General features: G+C 75.7%; 15 protein-coding genes. 12 read left to right on the top strand and 3 right to left on the bottom strand.

Annotated features, from left to right (window positions below; translation table 11 throughout):
- On the bottom strand, positions 1-537 hold a 537-nt coding region (locus tag EV190_RS13825), incomplete at its 3' end, for a DUF6098 family protein (RefSeq protein WP_243742569.1).
- 199 nt (positions 538-736) lie between these two features.
- Here EV190_RS13825 and EV190_RS13820 point away from each other — a divergent pair.
- From EV190_RS13820 to EV190_RS13770, 11 genes are all read left to right on the top strand, one after another.
- Positions 737-2389 (top strand): carbamoyltransferase family protein, encoded by a 1653-nt coding sequence (locus tag EV190_RS13820; RefSeq protein ID WP_133741969.1) that lies wholly within the window; start codon positions 737-739, stop codon positions 2387-2389.
- 2 nt (positions 2390-2391) lie between these two features.
- Positions 2392-4044 (top strand): HAD-IIIA family hydrolase, encoded by a 1653-nt coding sequence (locus tag EV190_RS13815; RefSeq protein WP_133742057.1) that lies wholly within the window; start codon positions 2392-2394, stop codon positions 4042-4044.
- 263 nt (positions 4045-4307) lie between these two features.
- On the top strand, positions 4308-5324 hold the full coding sequence (locus EV190_RS13810) for a glycosyltransferase family 9 protein (RefSeq protein ID WP_133742056.1): 1017 nt from the start codon (positions 4308-4310) through the stop codon (positions 5322-5324).
- Between the two features lie 89 nt (positions 5325-5413).
- Positions 5414-6367: a glycosyltransferase gene (locus EV190_RS13805; RefSeq protein ID WP_243742576.1), complete on the top strand. Its 954-nt coding sequence runs from the start codon at positions 5414-5416 to the stop codon at positions 6365-6367.
- Complete coding sequence (locus EV190_RS13800; protein ID WP_133741967.1) at positions 6364-7713, top strand: glycosyltransferase; 1350 nt, start codon at positions 6364-6366, stop codon at positions 7711-7713. Before EV190_RS13805 ends, EV190_RS13800 begins: the two co-directional genes overlap by 4 nt.
- Before the next feature lie 11 nt (positions 7714-7724).
- Positions 7725-8318, top strand: a complete 594-nt coding sequence (locus EV190_RS13795) for a D-sedoheptulose-7-phosphate isomerase (protein ID WP_133741966.1) — start codon at positions 7725-7727, stop codon at positions 8316-8318.
- Entirely contained in the window at positions 8315-9691 is a 1377-nt protein-coding gene (rfaE2, locus tag EV190_RS13790) for a D-glycero-beta-D-manno-heptose 1-phosphate adenylyltransferase (RefSeq protein WP_133741965.1), read from the top strand. The genes EV190_RS13795 and rfaE2 overlap by 4 nt, the downstream gene beginning before the upstream one ends.
- Before the next feature lie 56 nt (positions 9692-9747).
- On the top strand, positions 9748-10434 hold the full coding sequence (locus tag EV190_RS13785) for an SDR family oxidoreductase (RefSeq protein ID WP_133741964.1): 687 nt from the start codon (positions 9748-9750) through the stop codon (positions 10432-10434).
- A 78-nt stretch (positions 10435-10512) separates the two neighbouring features.
- Positions 10513-11499 (top strand): NAD-dependent epimerase/dehydratase family protein, encoded by a 987-nt coding sequence (locus EV190_RS13780; RefSeq protein WP_133741963.1) that lies wholly within the window; start codon positions 10513-10515, stop codon positions 11497-11499.
- 68 nt (positions 11500-11567) lie between these two features.
- Entirely contained in the window at positions 11568-12446 is an 879-nt protein-coding gene (locus EV190_RS13775; protein WP_133741962.1) for a glycosyltransferase family 2 protein, read from the top strand.
- Positions 12443-13342 (top strand): glycosyltransferase family 2 protein, encoded by a 900-nt coding sequence (locus EV190_RS13770; protein ID WP_133741961.1) that lies wholly within the window; start codon positions 12443-12445, stop codon positions 13340-13342. The genes EV190_RS13775 and EV190_RS13770 overlap by 4 nt, the downstream gene beginning before the upstream one ends.
- Before the next feature lie 80 nt (positions 13343-13422).
- On the opposite strand, the gene EV190_RS13765 is transcribed toward EV190_RS13770, so the two are convergent.
- Positions 13423-14865 carry a WGR domain-containing protein gene (locus EV190_RS13765; protein ID WP_133741960.1) on the bottom strand — a complete coding sequence of 481 codons (1443 nt, stop codon included), beginning with the start codon at positions 14863-14865 and terminating at the stop codon, positions 13423-13425.
- Positions 14866-14961: 96 nt separating this feature from the next.
- Positions 14962-16974, bottom strand: coding sequence for a trypsin-like peptidase domain-containing protein (locus EV190_RS13760; RefSeq protein ID WP_243742568.1), 2013 nt, complete (start codon positions 16972-16974; stop codon positions 14962-14964).
- Between the two features lie 395 nt (positions 16975-17369).
- Between EV190_RS13760 and EV190_RS13755 the strand changes: the two genes are divergently transcribed.
- Complete coding sequence (locus tag EV190_RS13755; RefSeq protein ID WP_133741958.1) at positions 17370-18713, top strand: cellulase family glycosylhydrolase; 1344 nt, start codon at positions 17370-17372, stop codon at positions 18711-18713.
- Positions 18714-18732: the final 19 nt, after the last annotated feature.

Here is an 18732-nt window from a genome sequence, read left to right as displayed (position 1 = left end):
CGCGGGGTTGTGTTTCTGTTTGGGGGGTCTGGGCCGGGTTGCCCCCCCACCCCCCGCCCCCCACCACCGGGGAGAGCCGGAGGGCCCGGCCGTGGAGTCGCGGCCCACGTCGAAGCGTTCGGCGTAGCGTTCGCGGGCCTCCTGGACGGCGGAGTCGGCCAGCCAGGCCACGGGTTCGACATCGGTGAGCAGCGGTTCGTGGTCGGGGCCGCGCGCGCACACCCTTCCCGAGAGGACCCAGGCCGCGCGCTCGTCCTCCGCCTCGGTGATCTCCACGTACTTGCAGACCTGCCGCGCCAGCCAGTCGTCGAGAGGGCGGGTCCACCACGGCTCGGGGTCCAGCACGGTGGCCGACAGGCCGGGCAGCGCAAGGCCGCTCTCGTAGTCCCTGCTGGTCTCCCGGCAGTCGTACCGGGGACCGCGGGAGTGGCGCAGGTACAGGGGCCCGGACCTGCCGACCAACGCCGCGAGCTCGGCCAGGCCGCCGATCACGGGCAGGTCCGTTCCGTCTGGTTCCGGTTCGTGCGAGGCCGTCATGGGTACCGGTGCTACCCCGGCCGCGTCCGGTCAACCGCGTCTTGGGGCCGCGCCCCTCCGCAACCGGAATTGTTACTCCGAGTAGTCGCCCTGTGGTGAAGCAAACCGCTCTGACCAGCGCTTTTGATAACCCAGTGTTTGAGAATCGCTTCTCCTGGTAGTCGTTTGTCCGCCACCAGGCAGAGAGGGGAACAGCCTCATGCGATTCCTCGGAGTCAACGCCGTCTTCCACGACCCCGCCGCCGCGCTCGTCGTCGACGGGCGGATCGTGGCGGCCGCGGAGGAGGAGCGGTTCAGCCGGCGCAAGCACGGCAAGGAACCCGTCCCGTTCGCCGCCTGGGAGCCGCCCGCGCAGGCCATGCGGTGGTGCCTGGAGCGGGCCGGGGTGCGGGCCGACGAGCTCGACGCCGTCGGCTACTCCTACGACCCCGCGCTCGTCGTCCCGGACGGCCCCGGGCAGGATCCGGCCTGGGAGCGGCTACGCACCCTCTACGCGCGGCGCGCGCCCATGTTCCTGTCCACCGCGCTGCCCGGCCTCGACCCGGCCAGGGTGCGGCACGTCCCGCACCACGTGGCGCACGCGGCCTCCGCCGGTCTGGCGGCCCCGCCCTTCGGCGGCGGCACGGACAGCGCGGTGTTCGTCGCGGACGGCCGAGGGGAGGCGGCCTCCCACCTGGCCGGGGTCTACACCGGGGGACGCCTCGAAGTGCTCGCCCGCCAGCCGCTGCCGCACTCGCTGGGGCTGATGTACGAGGACCTCACCGCCCATCTGGGCTTCCGCCGCTCCAGCGACGAGTACAAGGTCATGGCGCTGGCCGCCTACGGCCGCCCCCGCATGGCCGGCGAACTGCGCGACCTGGTCCGCTACGAGGGCGACGGGCTTGTCAGCGTCGCGGCCGTCGACTGGGACGCCCTGGCCAAGCGCCGCGAACCCGACCAGGAGTGCACCGGCGACCACGCTGACCTGGCCGCCAGCGTCCAGCGGCGGCTGGAGGAGGTCCTGCTGGAGGTCCTGGGCTGGCTGCACGAGCGCACCGGCCGGAACCGCCTGACCATGGCGGGCGGGGTCGCGCTCAACTGCGTGGCCAACACCCGGATCGCGAGGGAGGGCCCGTTCGCCGACGTGTGGGTGCAGCCCGCCGCCGGCGACGCCGGGACCGCGCTGGGCTGCGCGCTGCACCTGGCCGCCGAGGCGGGGGAGGCGATCACCCCGATGCGGGGGGCCGACCTCGGCCGGGAGTGGAGCGAGGAGGAGCTCTCCGCGATCCTGGCGGACGCCGACGTGGACTGCGAGCGCCCCGACGACCTCGCCGACACCGTCGCCGCGGCGCTGGCCCGCAACGAGCTCGTCGCCTGGTTCCAGGGACGCGGCGAGTTCGGGCCGCGCGCGCTGGGCCACCGGTCCCTGCTCGCCCACCCGGGCCACCCCGCCAACCTGGAGCGGATCAACCGGGTCAAGGGCCGCGAGCGGTTCCGGCCGGTGGCGCCGATGGTCGCGGCGGACCGGGCCTCGGACGTCTTCTCCGGCGGTCCGCTGCCCAGCCCCTACATGCTCTTCGTGCACGACGTGGCGCCCGGGTGGCGCGACCGGATCCCGGCGGTGGTGCACACCGACGGCACCGCCCGCGTCCAGACCGTGGATTCCGGGGACAACCCCCTCGTCGCGCGCCTGCTGGCCCGCTTCGAGGCGCTGACCGGTCTTCCGGTGCTGGTCAACACCAGCCTCAACACCGCTGGACGCCCCATGGTGGACTCCCCGCGCGACGCGCTGGAGTGCTTCGGATCGGCCCCCGTGGACCTGCTCGCCCTGGGCCCGTTCGTCATCCGGCGGCGCCGCGACGGGGGGCGGTGACGATGCGGCCGGACTACGCGGTGGTCATCCCGACCGTGGGACGGCGCACCCTGGAGCGGGTGGTCCGCCCGCTCGTCGAGGCGGACCCCGCGAACGCCCCGGCCGAGATCGTCGTCGTGGACGACCGGCCCCACCCGGACGCGCCGCTGCCCGTGGCCGACTCCGACCGCGTGCGGATCCTGCGTTCGGGCGGCAACGGACCGGCCCTGGCCCGCGAGGTCGGGTGGCGCGCCACCCGCTCCGAATGGGTGGCCTTCCTCGACGACGACGTCGAACCGGCCGACGACTGGCCCGCGCGCCTGTGCGGGGACCTGGCCGGGGTGTCCGACCAGGTCGGGGGGAGCCAGGGGCGGATCGTGGTCCCCCGGCCGCCCGGGCGCCGGCCCACCGACGCCGAACGCGCCACCCTGGCGCTGGAGGACGCCCGCTGGGCCACCGCCGACATGGCGTACCGCCGCGACGTGCTGGAGGAGGTCGGCGGCTTCGACCCGAGGTTCCCGCGCGCCTACCGCGAGGACACCGACCTGGCGCTGCGCGTCATGGACGCCGGATACCGGCTCGTGCGCGGCGCGCGGGTGTGCCCGCACCCGCTGCGTCCGGGCGGCCGGTGGGCGGGCCTGGCCGCGCAGCGCGGCAACGCCGACGACGCCCTGATGCGGCGGCTGCACGGACCGGGCTGGCGGAGACGGGTGGCGGAGCCGCCCGGCCGGCTCCGCGGGCACGCGGCGGTCACCGCGGTCCTCGCGGCCGGGGCCGCCGCCGCGCTCACGAGGCGCCGCCGCCTCGCGCTGGGGTTCGGCGCGGTGTGGCTGGCGGGCACCGCCGAGTTCGCCTGGAGGCGGATCGCCCCCGGTCCGCGCACCCCGGCCGAGGTCGCGGACATGGTGGTCACCAGCGCGCTCATCCCGCCGCTGGCGTGCTGGCAGCGCGTCCGGGGGGAGCTGCGGAGCGCCGGGCCGCTCCCGGCGCGCCCGCCGGTGCGGGCGGTCCTGTTCGACCGCGACGGCACCCTGGTCGAGGACGTTCCCTACAACGGCGATCCCGAGAAGGTGCGCCCGGTCCCGGCCGCGCGCGCCGCGCTGGACCTGGCCCGGCGCGCCGGGCTGCGGGTGGGCGTGGTGAGCAACCAGTCGGGGATCGCGCGCGGCCTGGTCACGGCCGAGCAGGTGGACGCGGTCAACGCCCGCGTCGCCGAGCTCCTGGGCCCGTTCGACGTGTGGCGGGTCTGCCCGCACGATGACGGGGACGGCTGCCGCTGCCGCAAACCCGGCCCGGGGATGATCGAGGACGCGGCCGCGGAACTGGGCCTGAGCCCCCGGGACTGCGCGGTCGTCGGCGACATCGGCGCCGACGTCGACGCGGCCCTGGAGGCGGGCGCCCGCCCGGTGCTCGTGCCCACGGAGGCCACTCTGGCGGCCGAGCGTCTGAGGGCGCCCGAGACCGCCGTCGACCTGATCGCCGCTGTGCGGCTCCTGGTCGAGGGGCGGTCCCGGACCGCGTTCGTCGCGCGGTGGCTCTCGCACCGCCGCCGTCGCGAGCCCGAGGCGTTCCCGGAGCCCGGCCGGGGGGTCCGAGAACCGGGGGGGACCGGGGAGGGCCGCATGTCGGGGGGCCTCGCCCGCACACGCCCCGAGGGATCGGAGGGGCGGACGTGAGGCTCACCCCGAGGCCGGAACCGGGGGGCACCGGCCCCCGCAGACCGGCTTACCGGCCGCCCGGCCGCCGCCCCGCCCGCAGGGGCGCCTCCGAGGAGGCGCCGCCCCGGCCCGGGCGGGGGTCCCTGACCCCGGCGGGCGGGATCCCGGCCGTCACCGTCGTGGGGTACGGCCGCGCCGGCCCCTCTTCCGGGGCCGGGCCCGAGACGCTGCCCGCCGGTCTCACGGCGGGCTCCGAGGGCAGGACCGTCCTGGTCGCCCGGATGGACAGCATCGGCGACGTGCTGCTGGCCGGCCCCGCCGTGCGGGCGGTCGCGCGCACCGCCCGCAGGGTGGTCCTGCTGGCCGGGCCCCGGGGCGCCGCGGCCGCGCGGATGCTTCCGGGGGTGGACCGGGTGATCGAGTGGTGCGCCCCCTGGGTCGACCCGGAACCGCCCGCCGTGAACCGCGCCGACACCGACGCGCTGTGCGCCGCCGTGCGCGCCGAGCGGCCCGACGCGGCCCTCGTCCTGACCTCCTTCCACCAGTCGCCGCTCCCCCTGGCGCTGCTGCTGCGCCTCGCGGGGGTCCCGTGGATCGGCGCCGTGAGCGTGGACTACCCCGGCAGCCTGCTCGACCTGCGGCACCGCGTCCCCGACGGCATCCCCGAGTCCGAGCGGATGCTGTCCCTCGCCGGGGCCGCCGGCTACCGGCTCGCCCCGGGGGACCCCGGGAGGCTCGCCGTGCGCGGGCCGCTGCCCGACACGACCGCCCTGACCGGCCCTGACGGGTACGTGGCGATGCACGTGGGCGCCTCGGCCCCCGCGCGGGCGCTGCCGGTCGACCTGGCCGCCGCCGCCGCGGCGCGGCTGTGCGCCGAGGGGATCCCCGTGGTGGTGACGGCGGCGGCCGTGGACAAGGCCGAGGCCGCCGCCGTCGCCGGTGCGGCGGGGACCGACCTGGCCGGACGCACCGACCTGGCCGAACTCGCCGGAGTGCTGTCGCGCGCCTCGGTGCTGGTCGCCGGGAACACCGGCCCGGCCCACCTGGCCGCGGCCGTCGGAACCCCCGTGGTCTCGCTGTTCTCACCGGTCGTCCCCGCCTCGGCGTGGGCGCCCTACGGAGTCCGGCTGCGGCTGCTGGGCGACCAGGGGGAGCGGTGCGCCGGGACGCGCGCCCGGATCTGCCCGGTCCCCGGCCACCCGTGCCTGAACTCGGTCTCCGCCGACGAGGTCGTGCGGGCCGTGTACGAACTGGCCGCTCCGCCCGGCGGCGGACGCGGAGGGGCGGAGGACGCCTGATGACGATCGGAGACCGCGCCACCGCGCGCACGGCAGTGGTCGCCGGGCACGGCGAACCGGGCCTGCCGCGCCGCACCCGCCGCATCCTGATGTGGCACGTGCACGGCTCCTGGACCACGTCGTTCGTGCACGGCGGGCACACCTGCCTGCTGCCGGTCACCCCCGACCGAGGTCCCGACGGGCGGGGCCGGGCCGCCACCTGGGACTGGCCGGACAACGCCGTCGAGGTCGCCCCCGGACGGCTGCGCTCCGCCGACGTGGACCTGGTCATCGCCCAGCGCCCGCACGAGCTGGACCTGGCCGAGCGGCTGCTGGGCCGCCGCCCGGGCCGGGACCTGCCCGCCCTCTACGTCGAGCACAACACCCCGCGGGGGGACGCGCCCCGGACCCGGCACCCGATGGCCGACCGCGACGACGTCACGGTCGTGCACGTCACCCACTTCAACGCCCTGTTCTGGGACTGCGGGCGCGCGCCCACGGCGGTGGTCGAGCACGGCGTCGCCGACCCGGGCCACCGCTACACCGGCGAGATCGCCCGCGCGGGGGTGGTGGCCAACGAGCCGCTGCGCCGCTGGCGGGTCACCGGGACCGACCTGCTGCCGGGGATCGCCGAGAGCGTCCCCCTGGACCTGTTCGGCATGGGCGTCACCGGGGTGCCCGCCCGGCTGGCGCTGCCCCCCGAGCGGCTTCGCGTCCACGAGGACCTGCCCCAGCGCGCCATGCACGCCGAACTCGCGCGCCGCCGCGCCTACCTGCACCCCGTCCGGTGGACCTCGCTGGGCCTGTCCCTGATCGAGGCCATGATGCTCGGGCTGCCCGTGGCGGCCCTCGGCACCACCGAGGTCCACGAGGCGGTGCCCCCCGGGGCAGGAGTCGTCACCACGCGGCCGGACGTCCTGCGCCGGGCGCTGCGCGGCTTCATGGCCGACCCCGACCACGCCCGCGCCGTCGGGGCCGCGGCCCGCTCGGCGGCCCTGCGCAGGTACGGACTCGCCCGGTTCCACACCGACTGGGACCGGTTGCTCCAGGAGGTGGCACGGTGAAGATCGCCATGGTGTCCGAGCACGCCAGCCCGCTGGCGACACTCGGCGGGGAGGATGCCGGAGGGCAGAACGTCCATGTCGCCGAGCTCGCCCTCGCCCTGGCCGGACTGGGGCACGAGGTGACCGTGTACACCCGGCGCGCCGACCGCGACCAGCCCGACGACGTGTCCATGGGGCCGGGGGTCCGGGTGCGCCACGTGCGCGCCGGTCCGGCGCGGGTGATCGGCAAGGACGAACTGCCGCGCCACATGCCCGGGTTCGCGCGGAGGCTGCGCGCGGACTGGGCCGAAGACCCGCCCGACATCGTGCACGCCCACTTCTGGATGAGCGGCCTGGCCGCGTTGGACGCGGCCGAGGGCACGGGCGTTCCCGTCGTGCAGACCTTCCACGCCCTGGGCGTCGTCAAGCGCCGCCACCAGGGGGAGGCCGACACCAGCCCCGCCGAGCGGATCGAGGTGGAGCGGTCCGTGGCGCTGCGCTCGGCCATGGTCGTCGCCACCTCGAACGAGGAGCTCCGCGAACTGCGCTCCTGGGGGGTGCGCCCCGACCGGCTGGCGGTCGTGCCCTGCGGGGTCGACCTGGAGCACTTCACCCCGCGGGGGCCGCGCGCGCCGAGGGGACCCCGGCCGCGCGTGGTCAGCCTGGGCCGCCTCGTGGAGCGCAAGGGCGTGGAGACGCTCGTCCGCGCGCTGCCCTGGGCCCCGGACGCCGAGCTCCTCGTCGCGGGAGGCCCGGCGCGGGGCCGGCTGCGGTCCGACCCCGAGGCCGTGCGGCTGCACCGCGCCGCGCAGGAGGCGGGGGTGGCCGACCGCGTCCGGTTCCTGGGTCAGGTGGAGCGCGCGGACGTCCCGGCGCTGCTGCGGTCGGCGGACGTCTCCGTCAACGTCCCCTGGTACGAGCCGTTCGGGATGAGCACGGTGGAGGCGATGGCCTGCGGCGTCCCGGTCATCGCGTCGAACGTCGGCGGGCACCTGGACACCGTCGTGCACGAGGTGACCGGTCTCCTTGTCCCGCCGCGCGACCCGGCCACGCTGGGGCTGCGGCTGCGCGAGCTGCTCGCCGACGTCGTCGCGGCCGAGAGCTACGGGATCGCCGGGGCGGACCGGGCCGCGGCCCGGTACTCCTGGCCGTTCGTGGCCTACCGGATCCAGGAGTGCTACGCCGGGGTGCTGCGCGAGGCCGCGCGGCCGAGAGGAGTCCCCGGCGTGCGACGGCCCGGCCCCCGCGCCCACGCCCTGACCGGTCCGGGGGCCCGCTTCCCCGACGCCCCGGAGCCGACGGGAGCCGAGCCGCAGGGCTCGTCCTGGTCGGCACGAGCCCGGAACGCTCCGGGGAACACGTCCTAGGGGGATCGCTGATGCACGCCCATCTGGAAGAACTGCGGGCCGCGCTGGCCGGCACCGACACCGAGCGGGTGGAGGCGTGGGGACGGACCGCGGCCGCCGCGCTGCGCGCCGGGCGGCGCCTCTTCGCCTGCGGCAACGGGGGGAGCGCCGCGGAGGCGCAGCACCTCACGGCCGAACTGACCGGGCGGTTCGAGAACGAGCGCCGCCCCCTGTCGGCCATCGCCCTGCACGCCGAGACCTCCAGTGTCACGGCCATCGCCAACGACTACGGGTTCCGTCAGGTCTACGCGCGCCAGCTGCGCGCGCACGCCCGGCCCGGCGACATGCTGGTGTGCCTGTCCACCAGCGGGGCCAGCGACAACGTCGTCGCCGCGGCCGTGGCCGCCCGCGAGATCGGCGTGACCTGCTGGTCGATGACCGGAAGCGCGCCCAGCGCGCTGGCCGCCGCGAGCGACGAGGTGGTGGCGGTCCCCGCGGCCAGGGCCTCCACCGTGCAGGAGGTCCACCTCGCGCTGGTCCACCTGTTCTGCGAGGTCGTCGACGCCGGGTTCGCGCCGGCCGGCCTGGTGGCCCAGGCCGCCGGGCCGCGGAAGGCGCGCACGTGAACGGCCGCGGACCGCTCGTGGTGGTCGGGGACGCGCTCCTCGACGTCGACCTGCGCGGCAGCTCGCACCGGTCCTGCCCGGACGCGCCCGCCGCCCCGGTCGTGGAGGACGCGCGGGCCTGGTACCGGCCCGGCGGCGCGGCCCTGGCGGCCTGGTGCGCGGCCCGGCGGAACCGCCCGGTCGTGCTGGTCACCGCGCTCGGCAGGGACGCCGCGGGCGAACGCGTCGCCGAACTCCTGCGCGACTCGGTCTCGCTCGTGCCGCTCCCACTGCTGGGCCGCACCCCGGTCAAGACCCGCGTCCAGGCCGACGGACGGACGGTGGCGCGCCTCGACGACGGAGCGGGCCGCGCCGCGCTCACCACGTCGGCGGCCCGCCTGGCGGCCGCGTTCGACGGCGCGGCGGCCGTCCTGGTCTCCGACTACGGGCGCGGCCTGACCGCGGCCACCGACGTGCGCCGCATTCTGGCCGGGTACGCCGCGTCGGTGCCCGTGGTGTGGGACCCGCACCCGCGCGGCTCCGACCCGGTCGGAGGCGCGCGGCTGGTCACACCCAACGCGGCCGAGGCCGGGGCCGACCCCGAGGACCCGCGCGCCGCGCTGCGGCGGGCCGGGGCCCTGGCCGGGCGCTGGGGCGCGGAGTCGGTGGCGGTCACCCTCGGCGCGAACGGCGCCGCCTGGGCGGACGCGCGGGGGAGCGGGCGCTGTGTCGGGGCCGACCCCGTTCCCGGGGCCGGTGACGCCTGCGGCGCGGGGGACGCGTTCGCGGCGCGCGCGGCGGGCGCACTGGCCGACGGGTGCGGACCGGACGAGGCCACCGAGCGGGCCGTGCGCGCGGCCACCGAGTTCGTGCGCGCGGGAGGGGCCGCGTCGGTGGGCCATGGGGGCGCCGGCCACGGGGTGCCGCTGGCGTCGGGCACCGACGCCCTGGCCGTGGCCGAGGAGGTGCGCCGCCGCGGCGGCCGGGTCGTGGCGGCCGGGGGCTGCTTCGACGTCCTGCACGCCGGGCACGTCAGCCTGCTGCGCAGGGCCCGCTCGCTCGGCGACTGCCTCATCGTCTGCCTCAACGGGGACGCCTCGGTGCGCGCCCTCAAGGGGGCGGACCGCCCCGTCATGGACGAGCGCGACCGCGCGCACGTGCTGTCGGCGCTGGAGTGTGTGGACGCCGTGCGGGTCTTCGACGAGGACGTCCCGCTGGACCTGCTGGAGCGCCTGCGGCCCGACGTGTGGGTCAAGGGCGGCGACTACACGGTGGACGAGCTTCCCGAGACGCCCGTCGTGCGCCGCAACGGCGGGGAGGTGGTGTGCCTTCCGGCACTGCCCGGCCGCTCCACCACCGGGCTGGTGGCGTCCCTGCGCGCCGCGCCCGGCTGACCGGCCCGAACCGGGACCGAACCGACCGAGAACGAACCGAACAGGAAGGAACCGCGATGCGTCCGTTGGGAAACACACTCATCACCGGTGGTGCGTCCGGACTGGGCGCCGCCGTTGTCGAGGCCGTGCTCGCCGAAGGCGGCCGCCCCCTCGTCATCGACGTGCGCCACCCCGGCGGAGACATGCCGTTCGCGCAGGCCGACCTGGCGAACCGGGCGGCCGTGGAACGCGCGGTCGAGCGGCTGGCCGAGCAGGCGGGCGGCATCGACGCGCTGGTCAACGCCGCCGGGACCGACGCCTGCGGGCCGCTGGAGGACGTGCCCGCCGACGAGTGGGAGCAGGTGGTGCGGGTCAACCTCATCGGCACCGCCTCGGTGGTGCGGGCCGCGCTGCCGCACCTGCGCGCCAGCGGCGGCACGATCGTGGACTGCGCCTCCACGCTGGGCCTGCGCGGGGTCGGCGACGCCACCGCCTACTGCGCCTCCAAGTTCGGGGTCGTCGGGTTCACCCGGGCCCTGGCGGCGGAACTCGCCGGAGCCGTCGGCGTGACCCTGCTCGTGCCCGGCGGCATGGACACCGCCTTCTTCGACGGCAGGCCCGAGCAGTACCGCCCGGGCCCCGACGCCAAGCTCAACCCGCCCGAGCACGTCGCGAGCGCCGTGCTCTTCGCCCTGCGCCAGCCGCCCGGCTGCGAGGTCCGCGAACTGGTCATCTGCCCGTCACGCGAGACGTCCTGGCCCTGAACAACGAGACACCGGTGGGGCCGGGACGGAGCGGCGGGCACGGGGCCGGTCCCGAACGAGTCGAGGAGGTCGAAGGGAATGGCACGACGGGAAGAGCGGACCGCCATGGTCACCGGCGGGGCCGGATTCGTCGGATCGCACCTGTGCGAGCGGCTGCTCGACGCGGGAACGAACGTGGTGTGCGTGGACAACTTCGCCACCGGGAGCACGGGCAACGTGGTCCACCTGCTGGGACGCGAGGGCTTCCGGCTGGTCGAGGCGGACCTGACCGAGCCGCTCGACCCGGGGGGATCGTTCGACCTCGTCTTCCACCTCGCCTCCGCGGCCTCGCCCCGCGACTACCTCAGGCTGCCGGTGGAGACCCTGGAGGCGGGCAGTCTGGGCACCCACAACGCCCTGCGCCTGGCGGAGGGGCACGGGGCGCGCTTCATCCTGGCCTCCACCAGCGAGGTCTACGGCGACCCGCTGGAGTACCCGCAGCGCGAGAGCTACTGGGGCAACGTCAACCCGGTCGGGCCGCGCAGCGTCTACGACGAGGCCAAGCGCTACGCCGAGTCGCTCACCATGGCGTGCCACCGCGCGCACGGCACCGACGTGGGGATCGCGCGCCTGTTCAACAGCTACGGTCCGCGCCTGCGGCCCGGGGACGGCCGCGTCATCCCCACGTTCATCCGCCAGGCGCTCGACGGTGAACCGCTCACCGTCGCGGGGGACGGCCTGCAGACCCGTTCGGTCTGCTACGTGGACGACACCGTCGAAGGGCTGCTGGCCCTGGCCCGCAGCGACCTGACCGGCCCGGTCAACATCGGCAGCGAGGAGGAGCTGTCGGTGCTGGCGCTCGCCGACCTCGTCAAGGGGCTCACCGGGTCGGACTCGCCGATCTCGTTCATCGGCCGCCCGGTGGACGACCCGCGGTTCCGCCGCCCCGACATCACGCTCGCCGCCACCCGCCTGGACTGGCGGCCCCGCGTCCGGGTGGAGGAGGGGCTGCGCCGCACCATCGCCTACTTCCTCACCGAACGCGGCCTTCCGCCGGTCCCCGACCAGGTGATCCCGGCGAACTAGGGCGTGGCCGGGCCGCGGCCACCGGGAGGCCGCCGCGGCCGGCACCGGACCCATCGAGGAGGACCCGAATGGAGCAGGAACCGGCGACCGACGCGCGCGTGACCGTGGTGATCGCCACCCGCAACCGCCGGGACGAGCTGCACCGCACCCTGCGGAACCTGGCCGGGGCGCGTCCCCCGCCGCCGGTCGTGGTCGTGGACAACGGCTCCACCGACGGCACCGCGGACTCGGTCCGCGCGCTGTTCCCCGGGGTCGCGCTCGTCGCACTGGACCGCAACGCCGGGAGCGCCGCGCGCAACATCGGGGCGGCCCTGGCGGAGACGCCCTACGTCGCCTTCAGCGACGATGACTCCTGGTGGGCGCCGGACGCGCTGGAGCGCGCCGCCGACGCCTTCGACGCCCATCCCCGGCTCGGGCTCGTCGCGGCCTCGGTCCACGTGGGCGACGACGAGCGCCCCGACCCGATCAACGCGTTGCTCGCCCGGGGCCTGGGCACCGTCCCCGGTCTGCCCGGCCCCCGGGTCCTGGGGTTCATGGCCTGCGGGGCGGTCGTGCGCGTCGCGGCGTTCGAGCAGGTCGGCGGGTTCAACCCGATGCTGTTCTTCGCGGGGGAGGAGAGCCTGCTCGCCCAGGACCTGGCCGCGGCCGGGTGGCAGCCGTGCCACCTGCCCGAGGTGCGCGCGCACCACCATCCCTCCGAGCAGCGCCCGCCCGCCTCGTGGCGGCGCCGCCTGGAGATGCGCAACGCCGTCCTGACCGTGTGGCTGCGCCGCCCCCTCGGCCGGGCGCTGGCCGAGACCGCGCGCCTGGCCCGCCGGGCGGCGACGAGCGCCCCGGCGCGCGGGGCCCTGCTCGACGTGCTGCGCGGACTCCCCCGGGCGATCGCGGCCCGGCACCGGCTCCCCGCGTCGGTGGAACGCGACATGCGCGTACTGGAGGCGTCGTGAACCCGCAACCGCGCGTCGGCGTCGTGCTCATCACCCACGAGCGCCGCCGGGAGATCCTGCGCACCCTGCGCATGCTCCGCAGGCTGCCCGAATCGCCGCCGATCGTGGTCGTGGACAACGCCTCCACCGACGGCACCGCGGACGCCGTGCGCGCGGTCCACCCCGAGGTGCTCCTCGTCCGCGCGCCCGCCAACCTCGGCGCGGTGGGGCGCAACATCGGGGTGGAGGCGCTCGACACCCCGTACGTGGCGTTCTGCGACGACGACTGCTGGTGGGCGCCCGGCTCGCTGGAGCGCGCGGCGGACCTGCTCGACGAGTTCCCGCGGATCGGCTCCCTGACCGCGCGCGTCCTGGTCGAACCGGGCGGTCGGGAGGACCCCCTGACACCGGAGCTGCGCGACTCGCCGGTGCCGGGGCCGCCGTGGCTTCCGGGTCCGGCCCTGCTCAGCGTGCTGGCGGGCGCCTCGGTGTTCCGGGTGAGCGCGTTCGAGCAGGTGGGCGGGTTCTCGACGAGGCTGTGGCTGGGCGGGGAGGAGGAGCTGCTCTCCCTGGACCTGGCCGCGGCCGGGTGGTGGATGTGCTGGATCGAGGACATGGTCTCGCACCACGCCGCCTCCCCGAACCGGGACAGCCGGGCGCGCCGCCGCCTGGGCATCCGCAACACGCTGTGGACCGCGTGGCTGCGGCGGTCCCCGACCGGGGCGCTGCTGCGCACCGGCGCGGTCCTGCGCGCGGTCCCGCGCGACGCCTCCAGCGCCCGCGCCCTGGCCGCGGCCGTCGCCGGCCTGCCCTGGGTGCTGCGCGAACGCAGGCCGGTCCCCGCCGAGGTCGAACGGGGCCTGCGGCTGCTGGCCGGGCCCCAGCGCCGCTCCCGCGCCCGCCGCTACGTCGGCTGACCTCCCGCCGATCGTGGCCTCTCCGGGGTCTCGACCCCGAGTCCCCGGAGAGGCCACGATCGGCGGAGGGACCGCCACGGCTAGCCCAACCGCCGGATCTCTCCACGGGCGCGGTAGAAGCCGCCGCCGCCCGAGGTGAGGACCTCTTCGACCAGGTAGCGGGTGCCCGGGCGGCGGATGTCCTTGGGGAACTGCACCCGCCAGGCGGGGTCGAAGCCGGGGGAGACCACCCGCACGCGCAGGCGGCCGCCGTCCTGGACGCACTCCACGACCACGCCGCCGCTGTCGGCGGCGGAGGCGGCCACGACCTCCAGCTCGGTCGAGGGCGTGACCGCCTCGATGCGCGGGGCCTTGACGTCGACGGGCTCGGGGACGGACCCCTGCTCGGCGGCGCGCACCGCGGCCTCGCTGGCGTCGATGCAGGCCAGCGAACCGTCGGTGGTGACGATGTAGAGGCGGTCGTCGAGGAACTGCATCGAGTACGCCGACCCGCAGCCGGTGCCGAGCTTCCACAGCCGCTCGCCGTCGCGGGCGAAGCAGTAGATCGACGAGTGGCTGTCGCCGGCGAACACGTACCGGCCGTCGCGGGAGGTCGCGCACGAGAACACCGAGCTGTCGCACCGGTAGGAGGAGCGCAGCGTGCCGTCCTTGCCGATCCGGTCCACCCGGCTGCGCCCGGTGCCGGCGAACACCTCGTCGCCCTCCTGCCAGCCGAACAGCACCGACCCGTTGGTCGGGGTGTGCCACACCTGGTCGCCCGAGCGGGTGTCGTACTTGGTCACGCCGCCGGAGTGGCCGTGGTAGACGGAGTCGGAGTCGCAGCGCACCATCCAGCCGGAGCGCCCGCCGCTGCCGCGCGACCACTGGAACTCGTCCTCGTGGTCGATGCTGGTGACACCGCCCTGGGCGTCGGACACGCCCAGCACGCCGTCGTGGATGTCCAGCCAGTAGATGTCCACGTCGTTGGCGATCTCGTACGCCACGTGCGGGATCTTCGCGCCGAGGTCGTAGACCTTGCCGTCGTCGCATCCGGCGTAGATCCAGAAGTCGTCGGCGACGATGCACTTGACCCCGTCGGGCAGCCCGTAGCGCGCGGTCACCGTGCCGTCGTGCGTCAGCGTGTACACGTCGCCGCGCTCGTTGCCGACCCAGCAGCGCTCCTCGTCCACGAAGATCCCGAACGCGGGGCCGCCCGAGGCGAACCGCCACAGGGTCGGCGCCTGCCGCGCGGTGGAGCGGGTGCTGACGATGGACCGCCGGGTGACGGGGCGCCGCTGCCGCTGGCCGCGCACCGCGGGCTCGTAGCCCTTGCGGACCTTCTCGCCGATCTTCTTGGCGGCCGCGGCCCGCGCCTTCTCCACGGTGGCGTAGGTGGCGGTGCGGGACTGCCCGGTCTCGCCGATCCGCCCGTACCGGATGGCGACCTCGGTCCCGTCGACCACCACCTCGTAGAACTTGTGGGCGCCGCCGTCCTCCTGCGAGAGTTCCAGGTAGGTGGTCTGCCCGACCGTCTGCTGCGCCACGGATCCGCCCTTCGACAAACGGGGGCCCGCCCCGCCTTCTCGGCGCGGGTCTCCCGAACACCGGTCAATCTAGGGCGGGGCGGTGACAAGCGGACGTCAGCCGCCGGGCCGCAGGGCTCCGGCGATCCGGAGGGCGACCTCGGGGTGGCGCAGGTACTCCTCGATGTCGTGCGGGCGGCGGTGCGAGTTGGCGGTCACGACCTCGGTGAGGCCGGCGCCCCAGACCGGGGCCAAGGGGCAGCCGATGGCCACGGCGTCCGCCGGGGACCAGGCGTTCAGCCAGGAGCCGACGCTGTCGGGCGCTCCGGGCGGCCGGTGCAGCACCCGGTCGTGGACCGCGTCCAGGCCGAGCGGGCTGCCCGCGGTGACCAGCAGCGGGACCGTCACGTCGGGGCGGGCCCGGGCGAGCAGGTCCATGGCCACGACCGTGCCGAGGCTGTGCGCGACCACGACGACCTCGCCGCTCTCGGGGAACCCGGCGGCCACCGCGTCCAGGACCGCCCCGCGCACCGACGCGCGGCCCAGGTACCCGGCCACGTCCCGGATGAGCAGGGCGATCAGGGCCTCGTCCAGGCCGCTGCGCGCCGCCACCCAGCTCAGCTGCCGCTGGAGCCGGCTCACCACGGCGGAGGAGGCCGCGCCCAGGAGCCCGGCCTCCTCGGCGGACCCGGCCGGACCGGCCGCCATCAGCTCGGCTGGCATTCCGGACCGCAGCGCCGCCTGGGCCAGCATCGACTCGTAGACCGCGCGCGGCTCGTCCTGGCGCGGGGCCGGCGCGTCGGCCGCGCCGCCCCGCGCCTCGCCGACGCCGGTCCGCTCGGCCAGCAGGTCGCCGTAGTAGGGGAACCACACCGCCGCCGAGCGCACCCCGGGCAGGCCGGCGGCGTTCAGGCCCGTGTTGAGCCCCGCCGTCCACGCGTCGCGCAGCTGAGCGGGGGCGAGGCCCTGCTGGCCGCGGCCGTGCACGAAGACCAGCCGGACGCCGTCCGTGTCGGCCCCGGGCAGGCTGGCGCCCCGGGTGCGCGGGGACCGCTCGCGCAGCCGGAGCGGCCCGGAGGCGTCGGGCGGGGCCGCCACGGCCCCCGGGCCCATCCCCGCCAGGAGGCCCCGCTGGGCGGCGGTGAACTCCAGGGTGGACAGGAACCCCAGGATCGAGCTGACGCGGGTGCCCTCGTTGCCGACCCACGCGAGCGCCGAGTCGGGGTCCCCGTGGCGGGCGGGCGTTCCGTCGACGCGGAGCCGCCGCCCCCGGGCGTCGCGCCGGGGCACGGCCGAGTGGTGCAGCGCCACGACCTCCCACTGGTCGTTGAAGACGGGGGAGCCGGAGCTGCCCCGCTCGGTGTCGGCGGAGTACTGCAGGAAGTCCTCGGTCTGCTGGTCGACCCGGTTGCCGCGGACCGTGATCTCCTTGAGCCGCCCCATCGGGTGGCCGACGATGTTCACCGACTCGCCGGTGACGACCTTGCCCTGGGTCCGCAGCAGCGGGTTCCAGCCGAACACGGTGCCCGGCGGCCTGCCGTCCCCGCCGGGCAGGACCCGCACGAGGGCGAAGTCGAGCTCCCGGTCGGCGACGAAGAACGCGGCGGGGTCGAGCCGGTGGCGCACCGTGGGGCGGGGGCGGTGGTCGATGTCGACCTCGGCGCCGAACTCGACCAGGACCCGCCGCGCGAGGTCCGCGTCGCCGAGCACGTGGTGGTTGGTCAGCAGCAGTTCGGGCGAGACCAGGAAGCCCGTCCCGTAGGGGAGCTCGCGGCCGTTCTCGGCCAGCACGATCCGGGCCACCGGGGCGGCCGCGCGCAGGCCGCGCGCGAGGAAGCTGACCGACTGCAGGTCGTTGGAGGCGCCGATGATCCGCTCGTACACCGCCTGGCGGTCGGCCACGCCCAGCAGGGCCACGTCCATGACCGCCTCGACGGGCGCCTCCCTGAGTTCGATGAGCCGCTCGCCGCGGGCCCGCACCTGGTCGAACGTGTCGTGGACGGCGTATCCGGTCCGCTGCTGCGCCTCGCGGGTCCGCGCCCGCCCGGCCTCGGTCTCCTCGAAGCGCTGGGCCGCCCGCTGCGTCTGCCACTGACGCTCGGTCGCGACCTCGTCTGGTATACCGCTCACCCGATCACCCGCCTCCTGTCCGCGCCCACCGGGCCGGTCGGCCCGCTCGGGACCCCGGCACGTCCATCGTCGCGCGAAACCGCCCGGAACGGGGCCCGAATCGGAGACCGGTCCCGAACGGGTGGAAAGCGCCGTCGCGGAACGCGCGAACCGGGGGTGTTCCGGCTCCCGGCGGTATTCGGGGGCGATTATCGGATGGTCCGACGGATCGGAGTCAAACGCCTTCCACATGTTCTCGGGATCGCCCCGCCGAAATTCACTGAACCGGTTGTGTGAACTGCGTCACCCGGTCTATGGTGGCGACGGCGCCTCAGGAGGGAACCTGTAGCGGGGCCGCGTATACCCGTCCGTATCCGCCCCTTTCCCTATTCAGGGTTCTCTTCGCAAGGAAGGTCATGAGAAAACGTCTCGCGGCCGCGGGAGCGTCGGTCATCACGCTTCTCGCCGCCACCTTCGTATTCGCGCAACCCGCGCACGCCGACACCGGTCTGCACGTCGAGAACGGCCGCCTCTACGAGGCCAACGGCCAGGAATTCGTCATTCGCGGCGTCAGCCACGCGCACACCTGGTACGTCCAGGAGACCGACTCGTTCGAGGGGATCAAGTCGCACGGCGCCAACACCGTGCGCGTGGTCCTGAGCAACGGCGGCCAGTGGACCGAGAACAGCGCGTCCGACGTCGCCGACGTCGTCTCCCTGTGCAAGGCGAACCGCCTCATCTGCATGCTGGAGGTGCACGACACCACCGGTTACGGCGAGGCGGGCGCCGCGGTCCCGCTGGACGACGCGGTCGACTACTGGCTGGAGATCCAGAGCGTGCTGGAGGGCCAGGAGGACTACATCCTGGTCAACATCGGGAACGAGCCCTACGGCAACGACTCCGCCACCGTCGCCGACTGGGCCCCGGACACCTCCGCGGCCATCAGGCGGCTGCGCGGGGCGGGCTTCGACCACACCCTCGTGGTGGACGCGCCCAACTGGGGCCAGGACTGGTCGCACACCATGCGCGACAACGCCCCGGAGGTCTACGCCAGCGACCCGACCGGCAACACCGTCTTCTCCGTCCACATGTACGGCGTGTACGCCCAGGCGTCCACCATCACCGGCTACATGGACGCCTTCCAGAACGCCGGGCTGCCGCTGGTCGTCGGCGAGTTCGGGCACGACCACTCCGACGGGAACCCCGACGAGGACACCATCATGGCCGAGGCCGAGAGGCGGGGCCTGGGCTACATCGGCTGGTCCTGGAGCGGCAACGGCGGCGGGGTCGAGTACCTGGACATGGCCGGCGGCTTCGACGCGGACAACCTGACCGCGTGGGGGCAGCGTATCTTCTACGGCGCCAACGGCATCTCCGACACCGCCGAGGAGGCCATGGTCTTCGGCGGCGGGGGGAACCCGGACCCCGATCCCGACCCGGACCCCGACCCCGACCCCGACCCGGGCGCGGACTGCACGGCCTCCTACAGCACCGTGGGCAGCTGGCAGAACGGCTTCCAGGGCGAGGTCACGGTGACCGCGGGAGACGCGGCCATCACCGACTGGACGGTCACCTGGTCGTTCGACGGCGGCCAGAGCGTCAGCCAGGCCTGGAACGCCGACGTCTCCGGCGGTTCGGACGTCACCGCCTCGAACGTGTCCTACAACGGCGGCCTGGCCGCCGGGGCGTCCACCACGTTCGGCTTCATCGGCTCGGGCGGCGCGCCCGGTTCGCTGGAGCCCGCCTGCGCCACCGGCTGACCCCGGCCGCGCCGGGACC

The organism is Actinorugispora endophytica (assembly GCF_004363075.1).
Lineage (GTDB): Bacteria > Actinomycetota > Actinomycetes > Streptosporangiales > Streptosporangiaceae > Actinorugispora > Actinorugispora endophytica.
Note: the sequence above shows the minus strand (reverse complement) of the source record. Positions and strands in the feature narration are given on the sequence as shown.

Excerpts from the sequence above, each read along its gene's own strand:
- EV190_RS13785 (WP_133741964.1), top strand. The coding sequence starts at position 9,748 with ATGCGTCCGTTGGGAAACACACTCATCACCGGTGGTGCGTCCGGACTG.
- EV190_RS13810 (WP_133742056.1), top strand. The coding sequence starts at position 4,308 with ATGGACAGCATCGGCGACGTGCTGCTGGCCGGCCCCGCCGTGCGGGCG.
- EV190_RS13805 (WP_243742576.1), top strand. The coding sequence starts at position 5,414 with ATGTGGCACGTGCACGGCTCCTGGACCACGTCGTTCGTGCACGGCGGG.
- EV190_RS13820 (WP_133741969.1), top strand. The coding sequence starts at position 737 with ATGCGATTCCTCGGAGTCAACGCCGTCTTCCACGACCCCGCCGCCGCG.
- EV190_RS13775 (WP_133741962.1), top strand. The coding sequence starts at position 11,568 with ATGGAGCAGGAACCGGCGACCGACGCGCGCGTGACCGTGGTGATCGCC.
- EV190_RS13815 (WP_133742057.1), top strand. The coding sequence starts at position 2,392 with ATGCGGCCGGACTACGCGGTGGTCATCCCGACCGTGGGACGGCGCACC.
- EV190_RS13780 (WP_133741963.1), top strand. The coding sequence starts at position 10,513 with ATGGCACGACGGGAAGAGCGGACCGCCATGGTCACCGGCGGGGCCGGA.
- EV190_RS13755 (WP_133741958.1), top strand. The coding sequence starts at position 17,370 with ATGAGAAAACGTCTCGCGGCCGCGGGAGCGTCGGTCATCACGCTTCTC.
- EV190_RS13795 (WP_133741966.1), top strand. The coding sequence starts at position 7,725 with ATGCACGCCCATCTGGAAGAACTGCGGGCCGCGCTGGCCGGCACCGAC.